Genomic DNA, 17,662 nt, shown 5'->3' with positions numbered 1-17,662 from the left:
TCCGGGCCGGCCGGCGGATCCGCGTCAGCTGGGAACCTTGTCCAGGAAGCCCAGCACCCGAGCGATCCGGCCGTCCTCGACCACGACGACGTCGAAGCCGATCGCGAGCGGCTCGGCGGCGCCCGGCGCGCCCAGGTGCCACGTGAACCGGGCCTGGTCGTGGTGGCCGTCCACGGCGCCACCGAGGCTGAACTCCAGCCCCGCGAACTGCGCCTGCGCCGCGCCGATGAACTCGTCGATCGCGGCGGTGCCGCGCACCGAGTCGATCGGGTCGGTGAACTGCGCGTCCGGGGTGAACAGCTCCTCCACCAGCGCCCGGCGCTTGTCCGCGTCCGTCTCGTTCCAGACGTCGATGTAGCCCTGGGCGAGAGCGGTGTAGTCGGTCATCGGATTCCTCCTGATCGGTCGGTGTGACCTGATCACCATCGCCCGGATCGCGCGGCCCGTCGATTACGCGGGAGGTAATGGCGGCGCCGTGCGCGCGCCCCGTAACTTCGCACGGGTGACGACCATGCAGCGCCCCGTGGGCGAGCAGTTGCGGCAGTGGCGGGAACGCCGCAGGCTCAGCCAGCTCGACCTCGCCCTGTCCGCCGAGATCTCCACGCGCCACCTCAGCTTCCTGGAGAACGGCCGGTCCCAGCCGAGCCGGGAAATGGTGCTGCGCCTGGGAGAGCGGCTGGAGGTGCCGCTGCGGGAGCGCAACCGGCTGCTGCTGGCCGCCGGCTACGCGCCGGTGTTCCCGGAGACCCCGCTGCCCGACCTGGGCGCCGCGCTCGACGCCGTCCGGCACCTGCTCGCCGGGCACGAGCCGTACCCGGCCGTCGTCGTGGACCGCAACTGGGACCTCGTCGAGAGCAACAGCGGCATCACGCTGCTGACCGACCTCGTCGACCCCGCGCTGCTGGAACCGCCGGCGAACGTGCTGCGGATCGCGCTGCACCCCCGCGGCCTCGCCCCGCACGTGATCAACCTGGGGCAGTGGCGGGCCGAGCTGCTCGGCAGGCTGCGGCGGCAGGTGGAGATCACCGGCGACCCCGGTCTCGCGGACCTGCTGGCCGAGGTGAGCGGATACCCGTGCGACGACCCGGTGGACGAGGCCCCGGCCGGCTCGGTGTTCGTGCCGGTGCGGCTGCGTCGCGGCGACGCCGAGCTGACCCTGCTGTCCGTGGTGGCCACCTTCGGCACCGCGCTGGACGTCACGCTGGCCGAGCTGGTGATCGAGTCGTTCTACCCGGCCGACGCGGCCACCCGCGAGGTGCTCACCGGCCGACGGCCGGCGTGAGCGCGGCGCTGGTCACCCCGGTGTCCTGCACCGCGCCCAGGCCCACTGCGCCGGCGAGCAGCCGGGGCCGCGCCACCGGGCGCAGGCGCAGCCGGACGAGCCCGCGTCCGGCGGCCACTGCGAGCAGCGCGGTCCCGGCGGCGATGGCGACGACGGCGAGGCCCAGCCCCGCGGCGCCGAGGACGTCGAGGCGCGCGCCGGCGAGCGGGTCGCGGTACCAGCCGCCGATCGCTTCGCCGACCAGGTGGCTGCCGCCGCTGTTGATCAGCGTGCCGCCGCGCCGACCACTTGGCCGACTGGTCCACCACGCCGACGATCGCGAGCACGACGCGCCGGCCACCCATGAAGCTCCCTCGGCTCCGCTCCGGTCCGGGCGCGTCGAGTCAACCGGGGTGACCCGTGCGGTCACCGGTGCGCGAGCTGTGCGGCGACTGTGAGCCAGGATCGGCGGGGGCGTCCGTTGCGGGCCGTGTTTCGCCCCAGGGCGCGGTGCCCTAGGCGCCGGGGTTGAGCAGGCGGGCGAAGTCGGCCTGCTGCGCCGGTTCCTGGAGGTAGTTGCGGAACCTCTGGGAGGCGCGCTGCTGGACCTCGTCGACGTCCTCGGCGGTCAGCACCGCGCACGGGTAGTCGGCGCGGGCGTTGGCCGCGAGCGGCTCGGCCGGGGAGGTCAGCAGGGTGGGCCGGGCGGTGGTCAGCTCGGTGATCGTCGCCGTGGTCTCCGGGATCCAGACGGCGGGCTGGCCGCCGATCGAGTCGAGGTTGCCGCGGCCGGTGAGCGCCAGCAGGACGCGCTGGTCGTCGATGGCTTGGACCTGGACGTGGACGCAGTGCGCGTGCACCACGGTTCTCGCCTGGTTCCACCGCTCGGCGGCGGCGGTCACCGCGGGGGCCACCGACGGGGCGGCGACGACGTTCAGGTTGGAGTCGCCCTCGGCGCACGCGCTGGCCTGGGCCTCGGCCCGGTTGGCGACGATGCTGTCCGCCCAGCCCCAGCCGAGGATCCCGAGGACGAGGAGCACGACGAACACCCCGGCGACGATCGGCCACTTCGCGATGCCGCGCTTGGCCTCGCCGAGCACCCGGTGCGAGCCGGTGGCCTCGCCGGGCGCGACCCGGTGGGAGCCGGTGGATTCGCCGGCCCCGGCCCGGCGGCGACCCAGTTGCGGGCGGCCGTCCACGGCGAGGATGCGGGTGCTGGTGCCCTCGCCCGCGCGGCCACGCCGGTAGCCACTGGACTCACCCACCGCCCGGCGGCTGCCGGTGGTCTCGGTGGCGCTGACGGCGCGGCGGCCGCCGGTGGTTTCGGTGGCGCTGACGGCGCGGCGGCTGCCGGTGGTTTCGGTGGCGCCGACCGCCCGGCGGCTGCCGGTGGACTCAGAGGCACCCACGGCGCCCCTGCCAACCGTGGGCTCGGAAGCGCCCACGGCGCGGCGACTGCCGGTCGCCTCGCCCGGGGCCGCCACCGAGCGGGCCCCTCGGAAGCCGGAGTTCACCGCACGGCGGCTGCCGGTCGTCTCGCCGGGCGCGGCGAAACCGCCCGCGCGGCGACTGCCCGCCTCGACGGGAGGAGTCCGGCCGCCCGCGGGAACACCAGGGGCCACGCCGTGGGAAACACCGGGGGCCGCGCCGCGGGGAACGCCAGCGGCCGCGCCGTAGGGACCATCGCCAGGAGCACCGCCGGGCACGCGCTGGTACCCGCTCGCCGAGCCAGGATCCACCGGGAAAGCACCCACCGCCTCGCCCGGCCGCGGCGCCGCCTGCCGGTACCCCGTCGGCTCCCCAGCCTCAGGACGGCCGTGAGCGGGGTCGTCGCCCCTGCTGTGTCGCCCCATGCGTGCTCTTCCTCAACTCTCCGTGTGCTCCGACAAACGACGTTCACCCTAACAGGGGTTCGTCGTTAGCGAAACGTGATGAACCCACGAAAATCGCAGGACTGAGCGTTACTGCCCTTGTGCGAGGAGCGTCCGGCAGTGCTCGATCAGCCGAGCGCGCAGCGGCTCCGCCCGGGCGGCGAACGCCGCCTGGGCACGCGCATACTCCGCCCGCCCTCGCGCGGTCTCGATCCGCACGGGGGAGTAGCCCAGTCCTGACAAATCGTACGGGCTCGCCCGCATGTCCAGTTCGCGGATCTCCACCGCCAGCTCGAAGCAGTCCGCGACCAGCTCGGACGGCACGAACGGGTCGAGTTTGAACGCCGCCCGGTACAGGTCCATGTTCGCGTGCAGGCACCCCGGCTGCTCCAGCTCCACCTGCCGCTCCCGCGACGGCTCCAGTGCGTTGCGCGGCCGCGCGGGCGGGGTGAAGAACCGGAACGCGTCGTAGTGCCCGCAGCGCAGTTCCAGCGACTCGACGACGGTGTCGGTGCCGGACGCGCCCAGCCGCAGCGGCAGCTGGTTGTGCCGCACCTGCCCGGGCGCCTGCCGGTACACCATCGCCCATTCGTGCAGCCCGAAACAGCTCAGCCGCGGCGGGCGGGACGCGGTGGCCTCCAGCAGCACCAGCAACGCCCGCACCCTCGGCACCTGCTTGGCAGGGAGATCACCGAGCACCACGCCGCCCGCCGTCTCCCGGAACTCCGGCCGCGCCAGGAACTCCGAAGCGGCCCCCGCCAGCACCACACCCGGTCCCGGGCTCCACCGTTCCAGGTGCGCCGGGCGGTGCGGGTAGTACTGGAACAGGAAGTCGTGCACCGGGTGCTTCTCGCCCCGCGACCGGCGCTCCTGGTAGGGGCCGGTCCAGCGGCGGACCCGCGCGACGTGGTCGCGTTGCCGGGCCCGCCACTCGTCCTCGGCCAGAACCCGCATCACGCCGTCACGTGCGTCCCGTCGCGCACCGTGCCCACGTACTCCTCGACCAGGTCCTCCAGGGCGACCACGCCGATGATCGTGCCGTCCGCGCCGCGGGCGCGAGCCAGGTGGCTGCCCTCGCGGCGCATCGCGGACAGTGCCTCGTCGAGGCGGGCGTGCGCGGGCAGATCGGTCAGCGGCCGCGTCTTGTCCGCGGGCACCCGGCTCCCCGGGGCCTCGCCGATCTGGTCGAGCACGTCCTTGACGTGCAGGTACCCGATCAGCTCACCGCCCGCCGACCGCAGCGGGTACCGAGAGAAGCCCGTCGACGAGACCGCTTCCTCGACGTCGCCCACCGTCGGCGTGCTCGGCAGCGTGGTCAGCTCGGCGGTGGGCACCAGGACGTCGGCGACGGTCTTCTCTACCGACGACAGCGTCTGGCTCAGCCGCTCGTGCTCGGACTGCTCCAGCAGGCCCTCGCGGCGCGATTCGGACAGCAGCTCGGCCAGCTCGTCGGAGGTGTAGGCGGTCTCCAGTTCGTCCTTCGGCTCCACCCGGACCAGCCGCAGCAGCGCGTTGGCCATCGCGTTGAGCAGCCAGATGAACGGGTTGGCGAGCTTGACCCACCCGACGTGGATCGGCACCAGCCACAGCGCCAGCCGCTCCGGCTCGGCGATGGCGAGGTTCTTCGGCACCATCTCGCCGATCAGCACGTGCAGGACGGTGATGAACGCCAGCGCGATCGCGAAGGACACCGTGTGCAGCACGACGTCCGGCAGGCCGAGCAGCCCGAACAACCCCTCGAGCTGGTGCGCCACCGCGGGTTCGCCGAGGCGGCCGAGGATCAGCGAGCAGATCGTGATGCCCAGCTGGGCGCCGGCGAGCATCTGCGACACGTGCTTGCTCGCGTTGATGACGATCCGCGCCCGGGTCTTGCCCTGTTCCAGCAGGGCCTCCAGCCGGTCGCGGCGCGAGGAGATCAGGGTGAACTCCGCGCCCACGAAGAACGCGTTCAGCAGCAGCAGGACGACGATCAGGAAGATCGCGAGCCAGTCGTTCACCGCGCCACCTCCGTCCGCCCGGCCCGCGGCCGCAGGCTCACCTCGGCGATGCGCAGCCGGTCCATTTCGGACACCGTCAGGCACCAGCCGTCGACCTCGGTGGAGTCCCCGGGTTCGGGGATGCGGCCGAGCCGCTCCAGCATCAGGCCGGCGATGGTTTCGTAGTCGCCGTCGGGCATCCGGAAGCCGGTGACCTCGGTGACCTCGTCGGCGCGCAGCTGGCCGGAGACCAGCCAGGTGTCGGAGCCGACCTGCTGCGAGGACGGCGCCTCGCCGGTGTCGTGCTCGTCGCGGACGTCGCCGATGATCTCCTCGACCACGTCCTCCAGCGTCACCAGGCCGGCCGTGCCGCCGTACTCGTCGACGACCATCGCCACCTGGAAGCGCGAGTCCCGCAGCCGGGACAGCAGCGCGTCACCGGGCAGCGACTCCGGCACGGTGGGCACCGGCCGCATGATCGACGCGATCCGTGTGGTGCCCCGCTCGGCGGCGGGCACGGTGAACGCCTGCTTCACGTGCACCGCGCCCTGCACGTCGTCCAGGTCCTCGGTGTAGACCGGGAAACGGGAGTGGCCGGTGCGCCGGGACAGCTCGACGAGGTCGTTGATCGTGTCGCCGACCGTGAGCGACTCGACCTGCACGCGCGGGGTCATCAGCTCCTCCGCGGTGCGGTCGCCGAAGCGCAGCGACTTGTCCAGCAGCTGCGCCGTCGAAGTGTCGAGGGTGCCGCTTTCCGCGCTGGTGCGCACGATCGAGCCGAGCTCCTGCGGGGAGCGCGCCGAGCGCAGCTCCTCCTGCGGCTCGATGCCGAACTTGCGGACCAGCCAGTTCGCGCTGTTGTTCATGAGCGTGATCAGCCAGCGGAACAGCGCCGAGAACCGCGAGTGGTAGCCCATCACGGCCCGCGCGGTCTCCAGCGGCTTGGCCACCGCGAGGTTCTTGGGCGCCATCTCGCCCAGCACCATCGACAGGATGGTCGCCAGGAGCAGGGCGATGACGAGCGAGGCGCCCGCGGCGAAGCCGTCGGACATGCCGGCGGCGGTGAGCAGCGGGCGGACCAGGTTGCCGATCAGCGGCTCCGCGACGTACCCGGTGACCAGCGTGGTCAGCGTGATCGCGACCTGCGCGCCGGAGAGCTGGAACGACAGCGTCGAATGCGCCTTGCGGACGGTGCGTGCCCGCTTGTCACCGACCTGGCGGACGTGCGCCTCGACGGTGCTGCGCTCGAGCGCGGTGAGGGAGAACTCGGCGGCCACCGCGAGACCGGTGCCGACGGTGAGCAACACGAAGAAGAGGACTCCGAGAACGGAGAGGAGCACTTCCGTCATCGGCCGTCACGGTCCTGAACCGGGCCGGGGAGGTGCTCTGGCAAGCCGGGTCGATCACCCGGCTTCGTACTGTCACCAGGTGACTGCGCGTCGCGCACGAAAGAAGTCACTCCTTGGGAGTTGGCTGTGAATGTGTGCGCCATGATACCCGCCCGTGCGCGCGCACGAGGGCGTCGGCGCTGGTGAGCGTGTCAGGAGTCGGCCGAGGCGCGCACCCGGTGCCGCCGCACGCTTTCCTCCACGAGGTCGAGCACGGGGCCGAGGTCGTCGGCGGGCAGGCCCATCGCCAGGTGCGACACCAGGCCCTCCAGGACCAGTTCCAGGTAGGCGGTGAGCACGTCCACGTCGACGTCGTCGCGGAGGTTGCCGGCCTGGCGCTGCCACAGCAGGCGCTGCCGGGTGGCGGCGGTCAGCTGGTGCGAGCGCTCGGCCCAGCGGCCGCGGAACTCCGGGTCGGTGCGCAGCCGCCGGGAGACCTCCAGCCGCGTGCCCAGCCAGTCCGCGGGGTGGTCGCTGCCCTCGGCGAGCAGTTCGCGCATCACCTGCACCAGGCCCTGCTGGGCGACCACGTCGGCCATCCGGGCCGCGTCCTCCTCCGCGAGGGCGAGGAAGAGCGACTCCTTGTCGCGGAAGTGGTGGAAGATCGCGCCGCGGGAGAGCCCGGTCGCTTCCTCCAGCCTGCGCACCGTGGCACCCTCGTAGCCGTACCGGGCGAAGCAGACGCGGGATCCGTCGAGGATCTGGCGCCTGCGCGCTTCGAGGTGGTCCTGGCTGACCCGGGGCATGGCTAAATCCTGACACCGCGGGCCCGGCTTTCGCAAACCGTACGTACTTACTGCAATTCTTACGGATGTGTTGCCGGCAGTCGCGAACGGCCCCGGTCAACCCTGAAAATTGTCGGTACCCGCGTGTAGCGTCCGAAAGCGAGTGATCCCCGGCGATTGGACACGACATGACAGCGGTCCGGCCCACGTCACCCGCCCCCGGTGGCGCGGTGGCGGCGAAGGTGGTCTCCGACCGCGCCGAGGGTGAGGCGTACGTGGCGTCCGTGTGCTTCAAGCACGGGCCACCCCGCCTGCTCGGCGTGGAGCTCGAGTACACCGTGCACTACGCGGACGACCTGCGAAGACCACTCGACCCTGCTGACCTCGCCCGTGCGCTCGGCCCGCACGCCCCGCGCACCCTCAGTCCCGGGAGCCCGGCCAGGCCGTTGCCCGCCGGCTCGCCCCTGACTCTCGAACCCGGCGGCCAGGTGGAGATCTCCGCCCTGCCACAGGCCTCGCTCCGCGAGCTCGCCGACGTGGTGGCCGCCGATCTGGCTCACCTCACCGAACTGCTCGCCCGCCACGGGTTCGTCCTGCGCGACGACGGCATCGACGCCCACCGCGCCCCGGCCCGGCTGCTCGACACGCCCCGCTATGCCGCGATGGAACGCCGGTTCACCCCGATGGGCGACGGCGGTGTGACGATGATGTGCAGCACCGCCGGCCTGCAGATCTGCGTCGACGCCGGGGAGGCGGACACGTTCGCGGCCCGGTGGGCCGCCGTCCACGCCCTCGGCCCGCCGCTGCTCGCGTTGTTCGCCAACTCCCGGCGGCACGCGGGGCGGGACACGGGCGCGGCGTCGGCCCGCTGGCTGGCGGTGATGGGCACCGAGGCGTGCCGGACCTCCGCGGCCGCGTGCGGTCCGGACCCGGCGGCGAGCTGGTCGCGCCGCATCATGGACACCCCGCTGCTGGTGGTGCGGCGCGGCGACGGGCCGTGGGACGCGCCGGAGGGCCTCACCTTCGCCGACTGGGCCGCGGGCCGCGGCGCCGGACGGGTCCTGCGGCGGCCGACCACGGCCGATCTGGACTACCACCTGACCACGATGTTCACCCCGGTGCGGCCGCACGGCTACCTGGAGGTCCGCTACCTGGACGCCCAGCCGCGGCAGCGTTGGCTGCACCCGGTCGCGTTGCTGACCGCCCTGCTCGACCGTCCCTCCACAGTGGACCGGGTGCGCGAGGTGTGCGCGCCCGTCGACGGCGAGTGGGAGCGCGCCGCGCGCGCCGGGATGGCAGACCCGCGGATGGCGGCGGTGGCGCGCGAGGTCGCCGACCTCGGGTGCGCCGAGCTGGCCCGCACCGACCTGACCGAGGAGACCGTCAACCGGATCAGCGAAGGCGTGCAGCGGCTCGCGCACGCCGGGGAGGGGACGAGATGACCGACGTGTCGCCGTTGACCGAGGCGCCGAACCCGGTGCGTGAACTGTCCGAAGAGGCGCTGCGTTCCCGTGCGGCCGCCGCGCTGGAGCGGGCCCGCGCCCGCAGCACGGCGCTGACCGCGGCGGTGGACGACGACGACCTCGTCCGCCAGCACTCGAAGCTGATGTCGCCGCTGGTGTGGGACCTCGCGCACATCGGCAGCCAGGAAGAGCTGTGGCTGGTGCGGGACGTGGGCGGCCGGGAGCCGCTGCGGCCCGACATCGACGACCTTTACGACGCGTTCCAGCACCCGCGCGCCACCCGGCCGTCGCTGCCGCTGCTGGGGCCGGCCGAGGCGCGCGCCTACGTCGCCGAGGTGCGGGCCAAGGCGTTCGACGTGCTGGAGCGCGCGCCGATGACGGGCCGCCCCCTCACCGAGGCCGGGTTCGCCTTCGGCATGATCACCCAGCACGAGCAGCAGCACGACGAGACCATGCTGGCCACCCACCAGCTGCGCAAGGGCGATCCGGTGCTGCACGCGCCCGCGCCGCCGCCCGCGCGATCGGGGCCGCTGCCCGGCGAGGTCCTCGTCCCGGCCGGCCCGTTCGTCATGGGCACGTCGCTGGAGCCGTGGGCGCTGGACAACGAGCGCCCGGCCCACGAGGTCGAGGTGGACGCCTTCCACCTGGACACCGTGCCGGTGACCAACGGGGCGTACGTGGAGTTCCTCGAAGACGGCGGCTACGACCGGCGTGAGCTGTGGAGCGCGGCCGGCTGGGCGTACCGCACCGAGCACGACATCACCGCGCCGCGGTTCTGGCGCCGCGAGCCGGACGGCTGGTGGCGGGTCCGCTTCGGCGTGCACGAGCCGGTGCCGGCAGACCAGCCGGTGGTGCACGTGTCCTACTACGAGGCCGAGGCCTACGCCGCCTGGGCGGGCAAGCGGCTGCCCACCGAGGCGGAGTGGGAGAAGGCCGCCCGGTTCGACCCGGCGACGGGGGAGTCCCGGCGGTACCCGTGGGGCAACGACGATCCCACGCCCGAGCACGCGAACCTGGGCCAGCGGCACCTCTCGCCCGCGCCGGCAGGCGCCTACCCGAAGGGCGCCTCGGCGCTGGGCGTGCACCAGCTGATCGGCGACGTGTGGGAGTGGACGAGCACCGACTTCGCCGGATACCCGGGCTTCCGCGCCTTCCCGTACCGGGAGTACTCGGAGGTGTTCTTCGGGCCCGAGTACAAGGTGCTGCGCGGCGGTTCGTTCGGCACCGACGCGGCGGCGGTCCGCGGCACGTTCCGCAACTGGGACTACCCGATCCGGCGGCAGATCTTCGCCGGGTTCCGCTGCGCGCGGGACGCCGCGCCGGGCGAGCGGGCCTGACGATGTGCCGCCACCTGGGTTACCTCGGCCCGCCGCGCTCGCCGGCCGAGCCGGTGTTCGACGCGCCGCACTCGCTGCTGCGGCAGACCTACGCGCCGCGGGACATGCGCGGCGGCGGCGTGGTCAACGCCGACGGGTTCGGGCTGGGCTGGTTCGGCGACGGCCCGGAGCCGGTGCGGTACCGGCGCCCGGTTCCACTGTGGAGCGACCAGGACCTGCCCCGGCTGGCCCGTTCGGTCCACAGTGGAGCGTTCGTCGCCGCCGTGCGCAACGGCACCACCGGGATGCCGTCCGGGGAGGGCGCGTGCGCGCCGTTCACCGGCGGCCGGTGGCTGTTCAGCCACAACGGGATGGTGCGCGGCTGGCCGGACAGCCTCGCCGCGCTGGCCGGGAAGCTGCCGGTCACCGACCTGATGACCCTGGAGGCGCCCACCGACTCGGCGGTGCTGTGGGCGCTGCTGCGGGAGCGGCTCGAGGCGGGGGAGGACCCCGTCGGCGCGGTGGCCGACCTGATCACCCAGGTCGAGCGCGCCGCGCCGGGGTCGCGGCTGAACTTCCTGCTCACCGACGGCACCGTCCTCGTCGGCACCGCCTGGACCCACGCCCTGTCGGTGCGGGTCGAGGGCGAGGCCGTCCTCTTCGCGTCCGAACCGCTCGACGACGCGCCCGGCTGGTCGGAGGTGCCCGACCGGCACCTCGTGGCGGCCCGGCACGGCGCCGTCGAAGTCATCCCTCTCAACGCCGATCGGAGTGTTCCCTGATGACCGAGTCCGAACTGGACATCCACCGCGGCGCCACCGAGATCGCCGAGGCGCTGCGCGCGGACGTGCGGGAGGGGCTGTCGGCCGAGCAGAAGTGGCTGCCCTCCAAGTGGTTCTACGACGCGGCGGGCAGCCGGTTGTTCGAGGACATCACCGCGCTGCCCGAGTACTACCCGACCCGGGCCGAACGCGAGGTGCTGGCGCGGGAGGCCGCCGGCATCGCGAAGCTCACCGGCGCGCACACGCTGGTCGAACTCGGCTCGGGATCGAGCGAGAAGACCCGGCTGCTGCTCGACGGGCTGCGCGAGCACGGCAGCCTCCGCACGTTCGTGCCGCTGGACGTGTCGGAGGCCGCGCTGGCCGAGGCGGTGGAGGCGATCCAGGCCGACTACCCGGGGCTCGACGTGCGCGGCGTGGTCGGCGACTTCACCGAGCACCTCGGCCTGCTGCCCGGGGAGCCGCCGCGGCTGGTCGCGTTCCTCGGCGGCACGATCGGCAACTTCCTGCCCGCCGACCGGGGGAAGTTCCTGCGGTCGGTGCGGGACGTGCTGGGCGAAGGCGAGTGGTTCCTGCTGGGCACCGACCTGGTCAAGGACCCGGAGACGCTGGTCCGCGCCTACGACGACTCGGCCGGGGTGACGGCGGAGTTCAACCGCAACGTGCTGCGGGTGGTCAACGAGGTGCTGGGCGCGGACTTCGACCCGGACGCCTTCGAGCACGTCGCCCATTGGGACGCCGGGAACGAGTGGATCGAGATGCGGCTGCGCGCCCCGGAGGCGATGCGGGTGTCGATCCCGGGCGCCGGCCTGGAGGTCTCGTTCGAGGCGGGCGAGCACATCCGGACGGAGATCTCGGCGAAGTTCCGCCGCGAAGGCGTGACCGCGGAACTGGCCGACGCCGGCTTCGAGGTCGAGCAGTGGTGGACCGACGCCGCGGGACGGTTCGGGGTGTCCCTGGCCCGCGCGATGAGCTAGTGCGGGAATCGTGACCGGCGCCGCAGCGCGGGTCGACCGGTGGCGGGAGCGGGTGGGTGGTCCAATAGGGGTCGTGAAGAACCCGCTCCCGCTCCTGGCCCGCAGGCTGGGCACCCGCCCGTGGCTGATGCGGCTCGCGAAGGTCATCATCTGGGCGGACAAGCGGCTGCACCGCTGGTTCGGCGGCCGGGTGACCCTGGTCGGCATCGCGGGCCTGCCGTCGCTGCGGCTGACCACCCTGGGGCGCAAGAGCGGACTGCCGCGCAGCACGAACCTGCTGTACTTCCCGCACGAGGACGGTTTCGTGCTCGTCGGCTCCAACTGGGGCCGCCCGCGCGACCCCGGCTGGACCTTCAACCTGCGCGAGCACGCCGAGGCGACGGTGGCCATCCGCGGGAAGGAGATCCCGGTCACCGCGCAGCCGGTGAAGGGCGAGGACTACGACCGGATGTGGCAGCGCCTGCTCGACTTCTGGCCCGGCTACGAGATGGAACGCCTCGCCGCCGGCCGGGAGCTGCCGATCTTCCTGCTCACCCGCCGGTAGCTCCGCGGCAAAAAAATTCCGGGGGCGGTGTCGGATCCGGGTGGTGGTGTTCGTGGTCAGGGTGAGGCCGCCCGCGAACGGGGCGGCGCCGAGGTGGAGGAACCGCGACCATGAAACTGACGACCATGACCCAGATCACCGTCGACGGCGTGATGCAGGGCAACGGCGGCGCGTCGGAGGAGGACCGCCGCGGCGGGTTCGACCGTGGCGGCTGGGCGCTGGGCAAGGGCGACGCCGGCACCCACGCGCTGATCAAGCAGACCTACCAGCGCGCCGACGCGTTCCTGTTCGGCAGGCGGACCTACGAGCTGTTCGCCGCCTCGTGGGGATCCTGCACGGACGCGGACGTCCCCGGCTGGGAGCCCGTCCGGCGGGCGCTGAACTCCCGGTCCAAGTACGTCGCCTCGACGACCCTGACCGACCCGGCGTGGCCGGGCACCACCGTCCTGGGCGGCGACCTGGCCGCCGCCGTCGCGGACCTGAAGGCCAAGCCGGGCGGCGAGCTGCAGGTGCACGGAAGCGGCGCCCTGACCCGGTGGCTGCTGGCCAACGACCTCGTCGACGAGATGACCCTGATCGTGATCCCGGTCGTCCTCGGCCAGGGCGCGCGGCTGTTCCCGGACGCCGGCCCCGATCTCGCGCTCGACCTGGCCGACTCGCGGACGGACTCGGAGGGCGTGACCATCCAGGTCTACCGGCCCGCCGGGCGCCCGCAGTACCCGGCCGCCTGAAAACCCGCCCACCGACACCACAGGAGTTGATCCTCGGATGCAGTACCTGGTTTCCGTCATCGACGACAAGGAAAACCCCGGCCGGACGGACCGGCAGCCGGCCATCAGCGAGTTCAACGAACGCCTGATCGCCGAGGGCCACTGGGTCTTCGCGGGCGGGCTCGCGGACACCGAGTCGGCCACGGTCGTCGACAACCGGGGCGAGCAGGCGGTGTTCAGCGACGGGCCCTTCGTCGAGTCGAAGGAGTACCTCGCCGGGGTCTGGATCTGGGAGGTGCCCGATCTCGACGTCGCGCTCAAGCTCGCCACCGAGGCCTCGAAGGTCTGCGACCGCAAGATCGAGGTGCGGCCGTTCCGGTGACGGACGCGCGCGAGGCGGTCACCCGGGCCCACCGCGAGGAGTGGGCCCGGGTGGTGGCCGCCCTGACCCGGCGCTTCGGCGACCTCGACATCGCCGAGGAGGCGGCCGCCGAGGCGTTCGCGACCGCGGTGGAACGGTGGCCTGCCGACGGGGTGCCGCCCAACCCCGGCGCCTGGCTGACCACCACCGCCACCCGCAAGGCCATCGACCGCATCCGGCGCGAGAACAAACGCGACGACAAGCAGAAGGAGGCCCGGATGGTGCACGACGACGAACCACCCGGGACCCTCGGCGTCATCGACGACGACCGGCTTCGGCTGATCTTCACCTGCTGCCACCCCGCGCTCGCGGTGGAGGCCCGCGTCGCGCTGACGCTGCGCATGGTCGGCGGTCTGACCGTGCGCGAGATCGCCCGCGCGTTCCTCGTGGCCGAGACCGCGATGGAGCGGCGGATCACCCGCGCGAAAGCCAAGATCAAGGCCGCCCGCATCCCGTACCGCGTGCCGTCGGCGGAGGACCTCCCGGCCCGCGTGTCCGGCGTGCTCGCCGTGCTGTTCCTGGTGTTCAACGAGGGCTACCTGGCCACCGGGTCCGCCGCCGATCCGGTGCGCGACGACCTGACCGCCGAGGCGATCCGGCTCACCCGCCTGATCCGCGCACTCCTGCCGGACGACGGCGAGGTGACCGGGCTGCTGGCGCTGATGCTGCTCATCGAGGCGCGCCGCCCGGCCCGGATGTCGGCGGGCGGCGAGCTGGTACCCCTCCACGAGCAGGACCGCGGGGCCTGGGACGCGGCGCTCATCGCCGAGGGCCACCGGCTGGTGCGCGAGCGCCTCGCCGCCGCCGCGGCCGGGGTGGCGCCGGGCCGCTACCAGATCCTGGCCGCGATCAACGCCGTGCACACCTCCGCCCGCGACATCCGCGACACCGACTGGTCGCAGATCCTGGCCCTCTACGACCAGCTCGTCCGGCTCGACCCCTCGCCGATCATCGCGCTCAACCGGGCCGTCGCGGTCGCCGAACTCGACGGCCCGGAGGTGGCGCTCGCCGCCGTCGACCGCCTCGAACCGAGGCTGGCCGGCTACCACGCCTTCCACGCCACCCGCGCAGACCTGCTGCGCAGGCTCGGCCGCGGCCAGGAGTCCCGCGCGGCCTACGACAAGGCGCTCGAGCTGGCGGGCAACACCGCCGAGACCGCCTACCTCACGCGCCGCCGCGACCAGTTGCGGTAGCGCCGGAAGCGGGCTCGGGCACGGTGCGGGCGAGGCGCCGCCGGTAGAACGCCGGGGTCCACCAGTTCGCCCGGCCGGCTAGCCGCATGAACGCCGGGAGCAGCACGCCGCGCAGGAGGGTGGCGTCGACCAGCACCGTGACGAACATGCCCAGCCCCAGCATCTTCAGGTACACCACGCCGCCGGTCGTGTAGGTCGCGAACGACAGCGCGAGGATCGCGGCGGCGGTGGTGACCAGCGGAGCGCTGCGCTGCACCCCGGCGGCGACGGAGCCGTTCGTGTCGCCGGTGCGCAGGTACTCCTCCCGGATGCGCGAGGTCACGAACACCTCGTAGTCCATGGACAGGCCGTAGGCGACGCAGAACATCAGGATCGGGATGCTCGTCTCCAGCGTGCCCGTCGGGGTGAACCCGAGCGGCCCGGCGAGGTTGCCGTCCTGGAACACCCACACCAGCGCGCCGAACATGACACCGAGGCTGAGCAGGTTGAGCACCGTGGCCTTCAGCGGCAGCAGCACGCTGCCGGTCATCAGGAACAGGATCAGCAGCGTCAGCAGCACGATCACGGCGAGCACCAGGGGCACCCGGCTGGTGGCCCGTTCCCGCCAGTCCGTCATCTCGGCCGGGCTGCCGCCGACGAGTTTCGCGGCGGGCCCGGGCAGGTCGCGGACGCGCTGCACGAGATCGCCGATGTCGCCGGACAACGCCTGCGCGCTGGGGATGACGGTGAGGAACGTGCCGCCGCCCGCGGTGAACCGGGCGGCCTCCGGACCGGGCGTGCGGGCCAGGGTGCCGGAGACGAACGTGCCCGCCGCGGAGTCGACCTGGGCGACACCGTCCAGTTCGGACAGTGCCTCGGCGTACCCGGTGACCTCGCCTGCCCGTGGCAGGACCACGTAGAGCGCGTCGGTCTCTTCCTGGGCGAACCCGGCGCGCACGTGATCACTGGTGACCCGGCTCGGCGAGTCCGCGGGCAGCACCCGGTCGTCGGGCACGCCGAAGCGCACGCCGAGCAGCGGCGCGGACAGCGCGAGCACGACCAGGAGCGCGAGCCCGCCGGTCAGCACCGGGCGGCGCAGGACCTGGCTGGTGATCCGGAACCACGCCGCCGACCGCCGGGCCCGTGCGGGGCCGGCCGCGCGGTGCCCGAGCGCGGCCAGTGCGGCGGGGAGGACGACAAGCGCGCCGAGCATCGCGGTGAGCACGACGAGCACCCCGGCGTAGGCGAAGGCGCGCAGGAACGCCAGCGGGAACAGCAGGAGCGCGCACATCGAGACGGCGACGGTGAGCCCGCTGAACAGCACGGTCCGCCCGGCGGTCGCCACGGCGGAGGTGACCGCGTCGCCGATGTCCCGGCCCGCGGCGAGTTCCTCGCGATAGCGGGCGACGACGAACAGGCAGTAGTCCACGCCCAGCGCGAGTCCCATGACCAGGGTCAGGTTGGCGGCGAACGTGGACACCTCGATGACCGCGGTCAGCGCGCGCAGCCCGGCGAGGGTGGTGACGATGGCGAACAGGCCGACGCCGAGCGTCACCAGCGCGACCGCGACCCGCCGGTAGACCAGCATCAGGAGCAGCAACACGAGCGGGATCGCGATCGCCTCGGCGCGCAGGAAGTCGGCGCGGGCCTGGGCGCCGACTTCCCGGAACACCTCGTCCTGGCCGCCGGCTTCGAGGGTCACCGGCCCGTGCGGCCCGGTGAAGGCGGCGGCGAGCTCGCCGACGTGCTCGCGGCTTTCGTTCACCCCGCCCGGCACGCGGGCCAGGATGATCGCCTGGCGCCCGTCCTCGCTGCGCAGCGCGGGGCTGCCGCCGCGGGACCAGTACGAGGCGACTTCCGCGACGCCGGGCCGCGCGGCCAGATCCGCGGCGACGGCCTCGCCCGCGGCGCGGACGGCGGCGTCGTCGACGGTGCCCTCGGCGGCGGTGACCAGGAACAGTAGGTTGGGCGGGCCGGTGTCGAACTGTGCGCGCAGGACCTCCTTCGCCTGGTCGGACTCGGAGCCGGGCGCATCGATGCGGGACAGGGTGAGCGCGTTCATGGCGCCGGCGGCGAGCGCGCCCGCGAGCAGTGTGAGCAGGACGGCCGCGGCGAGGACCCAGCGTCTGCGGCGCACGGTGAACCGGCCGAGGCGGGACAGCGGTGAGGGCATGGCGGAACTCCGGGAGGGCGGTAGTCTGACAGGAACACGAGTGATCGCTCGCGTTCGAAATTACGAGCGATCGCTCGCATTTGTCAACTCCGGAGGAGGACTGTGTCCGAAGAGGCCCCGGCCCGCCGCCGACAGGCACGCGGGCAGCGCCGCATGGAACAGCTGACCGACGCGGCGGCCGAGGTGTTCGCCGAAGCCGGGTACGCGCGCGCGACGACGAACGCGATCGCCGCCCGCGCCGGCGTCTCGCCCGGCACGCTGTACCAGTTCTTCAAGAACAAGGAGGCCCTGGCGGAGGCGCTGGCCACCCGGTACCGCGAACAGCTGCGGGCCGCGCACGAGAAGGCGTTCGACGTCGGGTACGCGCAACTGCCGCTGCCCGAGCTGATCGACCGCATGGCCGCGCCGATGATCCAGGTGAACCTGGACAACCCCGGCTTCAAGGCGCTGTTCGCCGACGCCGGCATGCCCGAACGGCTGGCCGCGCCGACCCGCGCGCTGCACCAGGCGGTCGTCGGCAAGATCGAGGAGGTGCTCGCCGCCAGGGCCCCGTCGCTGCCGGCGGCGGAGCGCCGGACGACCGCGGTGGTGGCGACGCAGATCTTCGGCGCGCTGCTGGGCACCGTGGTGAGCGCCGCGGAGGAGGAGCGGGAGATCTGGATTCGCGAGCTGAAGCGCGCTTTGCAGCGGTACCTCGAGCCCGTCATCGCGTGAGCGTCGTATAACGACCTATACGGCGCGACTTTGGGCGATCCGCCCGCGGAGCCGGTCGGCCACCGCCCTCCGGCGTGGTGAACCGCCCGACCTCGGCCCCGGGCACCATCCGCCCGGCCGGGTGGACTGGCCGGCGGCAGGGCACGGCTGCCCGTCCAGGGGAGTCGCGGAC

General features: G+C 73.2%; 18 protein-coding genes. 10 read left to right on the top strand and 8 right to left on the bottom strand.

Features of this window, described 5'->3' with window-relative positions; translation table 11 throughout:
* Window positions 1-24 precede the first annotated feature (24 nt).
* Window positions 25-387 carry a nuclear transport factor 2 family protein gene (locus tag AMYTH_RS0110915; protein WP_027930354.1) on the bottom strand — a complete coding sequence of 121 codons (363 nt, stop codon included), beginning with the start codon at window positions 385-387 and terminating at the stop codon, window positions 25-27.
* Between the two features lie 124 nt (window positions 388-511).
* Here AMYTH_RS0110915 and AMYTH_RS0110910 point away from each other — a divergent pair, with 124 nt between their 5' ends.
* The gene (locus AMYTH_RS0110910; protein WP_027930353.1) at window positions 512-1,282 is read left to right on the top strand and encodes a helix-turn-helix transcriptional regulator; all 771 of its coding nucleotides are present in this window, start codon (window positions 512-514) and stop codon (window positions 1,280-1,282) included.
* Here AMYTH_RS0110910 and AMYTH_RS0110905 read toward each other — a convergent pair.
* The 6 genes from AMYTH_RS0110905 to AMYTH_RS0110880 form a co-directional block, all read right to left on the bottom strand.
* Complete coding sequence (locus AMYTH_RS0110905) at window positions 1,260-1,622, bottom strand: hypothetical protein (RefSeq protein ID WP_027930352.1); 363 nt, start codon at window positions 1,620-1,622, stop codon at window positions 1,260-1,262. The genes AMYTH_RS0110910 and AMYTH_RS0110905 overlap by 23 nt on opposite strands.
* Window positions 1,623-1,776: 154 nt before the next feature.
* Entirely contained in the window at window positions 1,777-2,670 is an 894-nt protein-coding gene (locus AMYTH_RS0110900) for a substrate-binding domain-containing protein (RefSeq protein WP_037322496.1), read from the bottom strand.
* Window positions 2,671-3,222: 552 nt separating this feature from the next.
* A complete protein-coding gene (locus AMYTH_RS0110895; protein WP_027930350.1) occupies window positions 3,223-4,086 on the bottom strand; it encodes a hypothetical protein in 864 nt (287 codons plus the stop codon).
* Complete coding sequence (locus AMYTH_RS0110890) at window positions 4,086-5,129, bottom strand: hemolysin family protein (protein ID WP_027930349.1); 1,044 nt, start codon at window positions 5,127-5,129, stop codon at window positions 4,086-4,088. The genes AMYTH_RS0110895 and AMYTH_RS0110890 overlap by 1 nt, the downstream gene beginning before the upstream one ends.
* The gene (locus AMYTH_RS0110885) at window positions 5,126-6,457 is read right to left on the bottom strand and encodes a hemolysin family protein (RefSeq protein WP_027930348.1); all 1,332 of its coding nucleotides are present in this window, start codon (window positions 6,455-6,457) and stop codon (window positions 5,126-5,128) included. Before AMYTH_RS0110885 ends, AMYTH_RS0110890 begins: the two co-directional genes overlap by 4 nt.
* Before the next feature lie 191 nt (window positions 6,458-6,648).
* Window positions 6,649-7,242, bottom strand: a complete 594-nt coding sequence (locus tag AMYTH_RS0110880; protein WP_017988099.1) for a TetR/AcrR family transcriptional regulator — start codon at window positions 7,240-7,242, stop codon at window positions 6,649-6,651.
* A gap of 167 nt (window positions 7,243-7,409) precedes the next feature.
* Here AMYTH_RS0110880 and AMYTH_RS0110875 point away from each other — a divergent pair, with 167 nt between their 5' ends.
* The 8 genes from AMYTH_RS0110875 (at window position 7,410) to AMYTH_RS0110840 (ending at window position 14,624) form a co-directional block, all read left to right on the top strand.
* Window positions 7,410-8,663, top strand: a complete 1,254-nt coding sequence (locus AMYTH_RS0110875) for a glutamate-cysteine ligase family protein (RefSeq protein ID WP_027930347.1) — start codon at window positions 7,410-7,412, stop codon at window positions 8,661-8,663.
* Window positions 8,660-10,021: an ergothioneine biosynthesis protein EgtB gene (gene egtB, locus AMYTH_RS0110870; protein WP_051362638.1), complete on the top strand. Its 1,362-nt coding sequence runs from the start codon at window positions 8,660-8,662 to the stop codon at window positions 10,019-10,021. The genes AMYTH_RS0110875 and egtB overlap by 4 nt, the downstream gene beginning before the upstream one ends.
* Window positions 10,022-10,023: 2 nt before the next feature.
* The gene (gene egtC, locus AMYTH_RS0110865) at window positions 10,024-10,782 is read left to right on the top strand and encodes an ergothioneine biosynthesis protein EgtC (protein ID WP_027930345.1); all 759 of its coding nucleotides are present in this window, start codon (window positions 10,024-10,026) and stop codon (window positions 10,780-10,782) included.
* Window positions 10,782-11,756, top strand: a complete 975-nt coding sequence (gene egtD, locus AMYTH_RS0110860) for an L-histidine N(alpha)-methyltransferase (RefSeq protein ID WP_027930344.1) — start codon at window positions 10,782-10,784, stop codon at window positions 11,754-11,756. Before egtC ends, egtD begins: the two co-directional genes overlap by 1 nt.
* 73 nt (window positions 11,757-11,829) lie before the next feature.
* On the top strand, window positions 11,830-12,300 hold the full coding sequence (locus AMYTH_RS0110855; protein WP_020418462.1) for a nitroreductase family deazaflavin-dependent oxidoreductase: 471 nt from the start codon (window positions 11,830-11,832) through the stop codon (window positions 12,298-12,300).
* Window positions 12,301-12,410: 110 nt separating this feature from the next.
* The gene (locus AMYTH_RS0110850; RefSeq protein ID WP_027930343.1) at window positions 12,411-13,031 is read left to right on the top strand and encodes a dihydrofolate reductase family protein; all 621 of its coding nucleotides are present in this window, start codon (window positions 12,411-12,413) and stop codon (window positions 13,029-13,031) included.
* A gap of 37 nt (window positions 13,032-13,068) precedes the next feature.
* Complete coding sequence (locus tag AMYTH_RS0110845) at window positions 13,069-13,392, top strand: YciI family protein (protein ID WP_017988106.1); 324 nt, start codon at window positions 13,069-13,071, stop codon at window positions 13,390-13,392.
* Window positions 13,389-14,624 (top strand): RNA polymerase sigma factor, encoded by a 1,236-nt coding sequence (locus AMYTH_RS0110840; RefSeq protein ID WP_027930342.1) that lies wholly within the window; start codon window positions 13,389-13,391, stop codon window positions 14,622-14,624. Before AMYTH_RS0110845 ends, AMYTH_RS0110840 begins: the two co-directional genes overlap by 4 nt.
* Here the strand turns inward: AMYTH_RS0110840 and AMYTH_RS44605 are convergent.
* Window positions 14,596-16,776, bottom strand: a complete 2,181-nt coding sequence (locus tag AMYTH_RS44605; protein WP_037322494.1) for an MMPL family transporter — start codon at window positions 16,774-16,776, stop codon at window positions 14,596-14,598. The genes AMYTH_RS0110840 and AMYTH_RS44605 overlap by 29 nt on opposite strands.
* A 153-nt stretch (window positions 16,777-16,929) precedes the next feature.
* Here AMYTH_RS44605 and AMYTH_RS0110830 point away from each other — a divergent pair, with 153 nt between their 5' ends.
* On the top strand, window positions 16,930-17,490 hold the full coding sequence (locus tag AMYTH_RS0110830) for a TetR/AcrR family transcriptional regulator (RefSeq protein WP_051362637.1): 561 nt from the start codon (window positions 16,930-16,932) through the stop codon (window positions 17,488-17,490).
* Window positions 17,491-17,662 lie beyond the last annotated feature (172 nt).

Source organism: Amycolatopsis thermoflava N1165 (genome assembly GCF_000473265.1).
Classification (GTDB): Bacteria; Actinomycetota; Actinomycetes; order Mycobacteriales; family Pseudonocardiaceae; genus Amycolatopsis_E; species Amycolatopsis_E thermoflava.
Note: the sequence above shows the minus strand (reverse complement) of the source record. Positions and strands in the feature narration are given on the sequence as shown.